Source organism: Nocardia sp. NPDC059154 (assembly GCF_042755705.1).
GTDB lineage: Bacteria > Actinomycetota > Actinomycetes > Mycobacteriales > Mycobacteriaceae > Nocardia.
In genome coordinates this window covers 39,443-45,442 of sequence record NZ_JBHZCS010000039.1, presented here as the reverse complement: position 1 = coordinate 45,442, position 6,000 = coordinate 39,443, and the positions used below count along the sequence as shown (strand labels likewise).

The 6,000-nt window shown below is 67.4% G+C and carries 5 protein-coding genes and 1 riboswitch; all 5 genes read right to left on the bottom strand.

What is annotated here, in order from left to right; all coding sequences use genetic code 11:
- Window positions 1-129 precede the first annotated feature (129 nt).
- On the bottom strand, window positions 130-2,970 hold the full coding sequence (gcvP, locus tag ACFXN1_RS29955; RefSeq protein ID WP_379402043.1) for an aminomethyl-transferring glycine dehydrogenase: 2,841 nt from the start codon (window positions 2,968-2,970) through the stop codon (window positions 130-132).
- A gap of 163 nt (window positions 2,971-3,133) precedes the next feature.
- Window positions 3,134-3,229: riboswitch (glycine riboswitch) on the bottom strand.
- Between the two features lie 139 nt (window positions 3,230-3,368).
- On the bottom strand, window positions 3,369-3,935 hold the full coding sequence (locus ACFXN1_RS29950) for a MerR family transcriptional regulator (protein WP_354850586.1): 567 nt from the start codon (window positions 3,933-3,935) through the stop codon (window positions 3,369-3,371).
- A gap of 207 nt (window positions 3,936-4,142) precedes the next feature.
- Entirely contained in the window at window positions 4,143-4,616 is a 474-nt protein-coding gene (locus ACFXN1_RS29945) for a bifunctional nuclease family protein (protein ID WP_379338002.1), read from the bottom strand.
- A 67-nt stretch (window positions 4,617-4,683) separates the two neighbouring features.
- Window positions 4,684-5,469 (bottom strand): MerR family transcriptional regulator, encoded by a 786-nt coding sequence (locus ACFXN1_RS29940; RefSeq protein WP_379402044.1) that lies wholly within the window; start codon window positions 5,467-5,469, stop codon window positions 4,684-4,686.
- A 44-nt stretch (window positions 5,470-5,513) separates the two neighbouring features.
- Window positions 5,514-5,981: a glycogen accumulation regulator GarA gene (gene garA, locus ACFXN1_RS29935; protein ID WP_354850581.1), complete on the bottom strand. Its 468-nt coding sequence runs from the start codon at window positions 5,979-5,981 to the stop codon at window positions 5,514-5,516.
- Window positions 5,982-6,000 lie beyond the last annotated feature (19 nt).

Below are 6,000 nucleotides of genomic sequence, written 5' to 3'. Positions count from 1 at the left end.
TCTTCTCTTTTATGATGCTCCCTCCCCCGCGCCACCGCGGCGTCGGTCTCCCGCGAGACCAGTGGGGCCCCCCCCCCTTCCTTCCTACCCCCTTTCCCCCGCTTCACTTGTTCGACGGTCAGTCGCCGATCACTCGGCGTACGCGTCCAGCGGCGGGCACGAGCACACCAGATTGCGGTCGCCGTAGGCGCCGTCGATGCGGCGCACCGAGGGCCACACCTTGGCCCGGGCGTGCTTCACACCCATCGGGTAGACGGCGAGTTCGCGGCTGTACGGGTGATCCCATTCGCCCACCAGGCATTCCGCGGTGTGCGGCGCGCCGCGCAGTGGGTTGTCCTCGACCGGCCAGACCCCGGCCTCGACCTGGTCGATCTCGCCCTTGATGGCGATCATGGCGGCGATGAAAGCGTCCAGCTCTTCGAGGTTCTCGCTCTCGGTGGGCTCCACCATGAGGGTGCCCGCGACCGGGAAGCTCATGGTCGGGGCGTGGAAGCCGTAGTCCGCCAGGCGCTTGGCCACATCGTCGACGGTGACGCCGGTGCGCTTGGTGATCTCGCGCAGATCCAGGATGCACTCGTGGGCGACCATGCCGTTGTCGCCGGTGTAGAGCACCGGGAAGTGCGGATCCAGCTTGCGCGCAATGTAATTGGCCGAGGCGATGGCGGTCAGGGTGGCACGGCGCAGGCCGTCGGCGCCCATCATGCGGATGTAGGCCCAGGTGATCGGGAGGATCGAAGCCGAGCCGTACATGGCCGCCGACACCGCGTGCGAACCCTTTTCGAGGGGATTGCCCGGCAGGTACTGCGCCAGGTGCTCGCGCACCGCGACCGGACCCACGCCCGGGCCGCCACCACCGTGCGGGATGCAGAAGGTCTTGTGCAGGTTCAGGTGGCTGACATCGCCGCCGAACTTGCCCGGACGGGCCAGTCCGACAAGGGCATTGAGGTTCGCGCCGTCCACGAACACCTGGCCGCCGGCCTCGTGCACCAGCCCGCACAGCTCGGCCACCTCGTGCTCGTACACGCCGTGGGTGGACGGGTAGGTGATCATGATGCAGGCCAGCCGCTCGGCGTGGTCGGCGATCTTGGCGCGCAGATCGTCGAGGTCGATATCGCCGTTGGGACGGGTCTTCACGACCTCCACCCGCATGCCCACCATGGCGGCGGAGGCGGCGTTGGTGCCGTGCGCGCTGGAGGGGATCAGGCAGGTGTCCCGGTGCGAGTCACCGCGATCCAGGTGGTAGCGGCGAATGGCCAGCAGGCCCGCGTATTCGCCCTGGCTACCGGCATTGGGCTGCAAGGAAACCCGGTCGTAGCCGGTGACCGCGCACAGCCAGCCCTCCAGGTCCTCGATCAGCTTGATCAGGCCCGGGGCGTCCTCGACGGGGGCGTAGGGGTGCACCCGGTTGAAGCCCGGCCAGGTGATGGACTCCATCTCCGCGGCCGCGTTCAGCTTCATGGTGCAGGAGCCGAGCGGAATCATGCTGCGGTCCAGGGCGATGTCCTTGTCCGACAGCGCGCGCAGGTAGCGCAGCATGGCGGTCTCGGTGCGGTACCTGGTGAACGCGGGCGCGGTCAGGTACTCCGAGGTGCGGACCTCGATGTGCGGGCGCTGCTTGCCGTGGAAGAGCGCGCCCTCCGGGCCGACCGGGATCTCCGCGCCGAAGCAGTCCAGCACGTCGACCACATTGGCATCGGTGGTGACCTCGTCACAGGCGATCGCCACATGATCGGCATCGACCAGCCGCAGGTTGATCCCGCGCCCCTTCGCCTTGGTCACAATGGATTCCGCACGCGCGGGCACCTTCACCAGCACGGTATCGAAGAAGGTCTGGTGCACCACCGCGTCGCCGAGCCCGGCGGCCAGCCACTGGGCGTGCCCGTGCACCCGGCGCGCGAGCGAGCGCAGCCCGTCCGCGCCGTGATACGAGGCGTACATGGCGGCCAGGATGGCCAGCAGCACCTGCGCGGTGCAGATGTTCGAGGTCGCCTTCTCGCGGCGAATGTGCTGCTCACGGGTCTGCAGGGCGAGCCGGTAGGCCAGGTTGCCGTCCGCGTCCACGGACACGCCGACCAGGCGGCCCGGCAGCTGCCGCGCGTGCGCGCTGTGCACCGCGAGGTAGCCGGCGTGCGGCCCGCCGAAGCCCAGCGGCACGCCGAAGCGCTGCGTGGTGCCGAAACAGGCATCCGCGCCCTGCTCCCCCGGCGGCGTAATCAGCGTCAGCGCAAGCAGATCCGCGCCGACCGCCACCAGCGCGCCCCGCGCGTGCGCGGCCTCGATGACCGGCGCCCAGTCGACGATGCGGCCGGACGCGCCCGGCTGCTGCACGATCACGCCGAAGAAGTCGCCCTCGGGCAGCTGCCCGTCCGCCAGATCGGCCTCGACGATCTCGATGCCCAGCGGCTCGGCCCGGGTGTAGAGCAGCGTCCGGGTCTGCGGGAACAGATCGGTGTCGATGAGCAGCCGCCCGGACTTGCTCTTGCGGTTGGCCCGCTGCAGCAGCGTCATGGCCTCGGCCGCCGCGGTGGCCTCGTCCAGCATGGAGGCGTTGGCGACCTCCATGGCGGTCAGGTCGGCGACCATGGTCTGGAAGTTCAGCAGCGCCTCGAGGCGGCCCTGGCTGATCTCCGGCTGGTACGGCGTGTACGCCGTGTACCAGGCCGGGTTCTCGACGAGATTGCGCAGCAGCACCGGCGGGGTGAGGGTGTCGTAGTAGCCCAGCCCGATCATGGAGGTGGCCACGGTATTCGAATTCGCCAGCGCCGCAAGCTCGGCGAGCGCCTCGTGCTCGGACAGCGCGGCGGGCAGCGCGTTGAGCCCATTGCCCTCGGGCGCGTCCAGGATGCCGGCGGGCACGGCCCGGGTGGCGAGTTCGTCCAGCGACTCGACGCCCACGGTCTCGAGGATGCGGCCGGTCTCGCCGCTGTCGGGGCCGATGTGGCGGTCGGCGAAGGATCGAGTCCAGATCACGGCTGCTCTCCAAAGGGGTGGGCGGGGGTCGGCCCGACGGCCGACGTGTCGTCTGCCCTCCCCCTCTGTCCTCGATGCCTGAGAGATTCGGACCCCAGCCTTGCGGCCGTTGACCTTTCACCATGGGCGGGTGACGCGAGGTCACCACTTTCCAGAGGCGTCGAAACTCCGCACGGTCCCTGGTGCCTGAGAGATTGACGGGGAGGTGCTGCTCCTTCGGCGTCCGAGACTATCCCCGGAACTCTCCCGCACGGCTGCGACGCACTGTCAGTCTAAGCGGCGCCAGGTTACAAGAATGTTGCCTGGGCAGGTTTCAGACTGTGGCGCAGTTCAAACGGCCCGCCCCGGATACGCGAAACGCGCGCCGCAAGAAGCGGCGCGCGTCCGGAAAACGGTGCCTAGCCGGTCTTGCTCATGCGGGCCTTGCGGCGGAAGGACAGCTCGTCCTCGGGTCGGTCCGAGGTGGTCGCGGTCTCGGCGCGCTCGGCCGGGAAGTTGGCGATCGCTCCGGTGAGTTCGCGCATGGCGCCGCTGACGGCGATGCCGAACACGCCCTGGCCACCCTGCAGTAAATCGACCACTTCTTCGGCGGAGGAGCACTCGTAGACGGTGGTGCCGTCGGAGAAGAGGGTGATCCCGGCGAGGTCTTCGACGCCCCGGCTGCGCAGGTGATCCACGGCGATGCGGATGTTCTGCAGCGAGATGCCGGCGTCGAGGAGCCGCTTGACGATCTTCAGGACCAGGATGTCCTTGAACGAGTAGAGGCGCTGGCTGCCGGATCCGGTGGCACTGCGGATGGACGGGACGACCAGTCCGGTGCGGGCCCAGTAATCGAGCTGGCGGTAGGTGATGCCGGCCACCTGGCAAGCGCTGGGCACGCGGTAGCCGACGAGTTCGTCGGGCACCGTGTCATCGGGGAACAGCCCTGGCTGCACCACATCCTGAGGTTGCGGTTGATCTCCCACTGACTACTCCCTTACTGCTTACCTATCAGGGCTCGGGCTCTGTCAATCGACTCTGGAGCGTTGGCCTAACAATCGAGGCTACTCCCCTGATTGTCGCGGCAGAATCGGCACCGGCAAAGCTTGATCAGCCGCGTGTTTTTAACCCTAAACCTGAGGTAGAGACCCGGTTTTGTCCTGTTTGGAGATCATTACCAGGTCAGGAACTGGTCAGCTGTCCGTGGCCTTGAAATCATCGGGAGATACCGATTCGAGAAACTCCTTGAACTTCTCGACCTCGTCCTCGCGCTCGTCCGGCATGACCAGTCCGGCCTCTTCCAGCACCGGCTCCTCGACATAGATCGGGCAGCCCACCCGCAGCGCGATGGCCACCGAATCCGAGGGCCGCGCGGAGATGCGCAGATCGTTCTCGAAGACCAGGTCGGCGTAGAAGGTGCCCTCCTGCAGATCCACGATCCGCACCTCTTTGAGGGTGTGCCCGAGCTCCTTGATCAGGATCTTGATCAGATCGTGGGTCAGCGGGCGGATGGGCGTGACTCCCTCCTGCTCCAGCACGATCGCGGTGGCCTCGGCCTGGCCGATCCAAATAGGTAGATAGCGGTCGCCGGAGACCTCTCGGAGCAACAGCACGGGCTGATTCTGTGGTTGTTCGACACGGATGCCGATCACACGCATTTCGCTCATCGCACTGCCTCCCAAGATCCTCACCGGCCGCCCAACCCGGCTGTAATACCGAGTCTAGGCGAAGAATTCAGCCCCCGAGGGAAGCGCGCACAGAGGTCTTCACCAGGCAGGTGTGCAGAGTCAGCGACAATGCCGCCAACTCGCGGACCGTCTCCTCGGCCCGGGCGCGGGCATCCGCGTCGCGGCTCTTGGCGATCGGCGCCGCGATCTGCGCGACCATGGCGGCCTCGCGATCGGCGGCCAGTTTGAAGGCGCGCAGATGCCTTGCCTCCAAACCGAATTCGCTCAGAGCCTTGGCGGTGCGGGCCAGCGTGACGGCGTCACCGTCGAAATAGCCTGCGGCACCGGGGGTAATGAGGTTGGCGCGAATCAGCTCGGTCAGGAACTTCTCGTCGATGCCCGCCTGCTCGAGCAGATCCGCCCGGGTGATCCGGATTTCGTGGTCGAACCGGAGCTCCTCGGGCGATACCTCACCGGGCACGGCGTTCAGCCGCCGCAGGCGGCCGCCTCCATTGGGCGACAGACCATCTCTCGTGTCGGGCCCAGGTCTGGAATCGGGCACGGCCCCTCCCACGGCGTTCGCCCGGGCCCGGGCCTCCCGGACCCCGAGCGTCGCCGCCCCACTGTCGATCGCTTCGAGCTGTTCCTTGATCACCTTCAACGGCAGGTACTGATCCCGCTGCGCGGTCAGCACGAAGCGCAGGCGCTCGACGTCCGCCACATGAAAGCGGCGGTACCCCGAGGGCGTGCGCTCCGGGCTGATCAGGCCCTCCGACTCCAGGAATCGGATCTTGGAGATGGTGATGTCCGGAAAATCCGGACGCAGGAGATCCAGCACGGAGCCGATCGACATGCCTCCGCGCGTCCACTGCGCTGCGCCAGTCATTCCGCTCGGTCCTATAGACCCGAGTCGCTCGTCGCCGGTCGCGGTCCCGTCAGGAAGACGAGACGGAACTTGCCGATCTGGACCTCGTCACCGTTCTGCAGCTCCGAGGAATCCACCGGCTCCCGGTTGACGTAGGTGCCGTTGAGGCTGCCCACGTCGACGACCTGGAAGGTGTCGTCGTCCTGGCGGAATTCCGCGTGACGCCGGCTGACGGTGACATCGTCCAGGAAGATGTCGCTGTCGGGATGGCGTCCCGCCGAGGTGGTCGGCTGGTCGAGCAGGAAGCGCGAGCCGGCGTTCGGACCACGCTTGACCACCAGCAGGGCCGCGCCCGCGGGCAGGCCCTCCACTCCCTGCACCGGCTGCTCGCCGGTCTGCTCGGTGCGCGACGTGTCGACCTCGTTCAGGAAGTCGGCACGGAACACCGAAGTGGTCTCTGCTGCCGTTTCCTGGTAACCCGGGTCCTTGTTCTCGCTCACCCTTGCTCTCCTCCTCGAA

What these genes read in the sequence shown, in the direction of transcription:
- ACFXN1_RS29945 (WP_379338002.1), bottom strand. Translation starts at nt 4,616, where the DNA reads ATGAGCGAAATGCGTGTGATCGGCATCCGTGTCGAACAACCACAGAAT.
- ACFXN1_RS29940 (WP_379402044.1), bottom strand. Translation starts at nt 5,469, where the DNA reads ATGTCGATCGGCTCCGTGCTGGATCTCCTGCGTCCGGATTTTCCGGAC.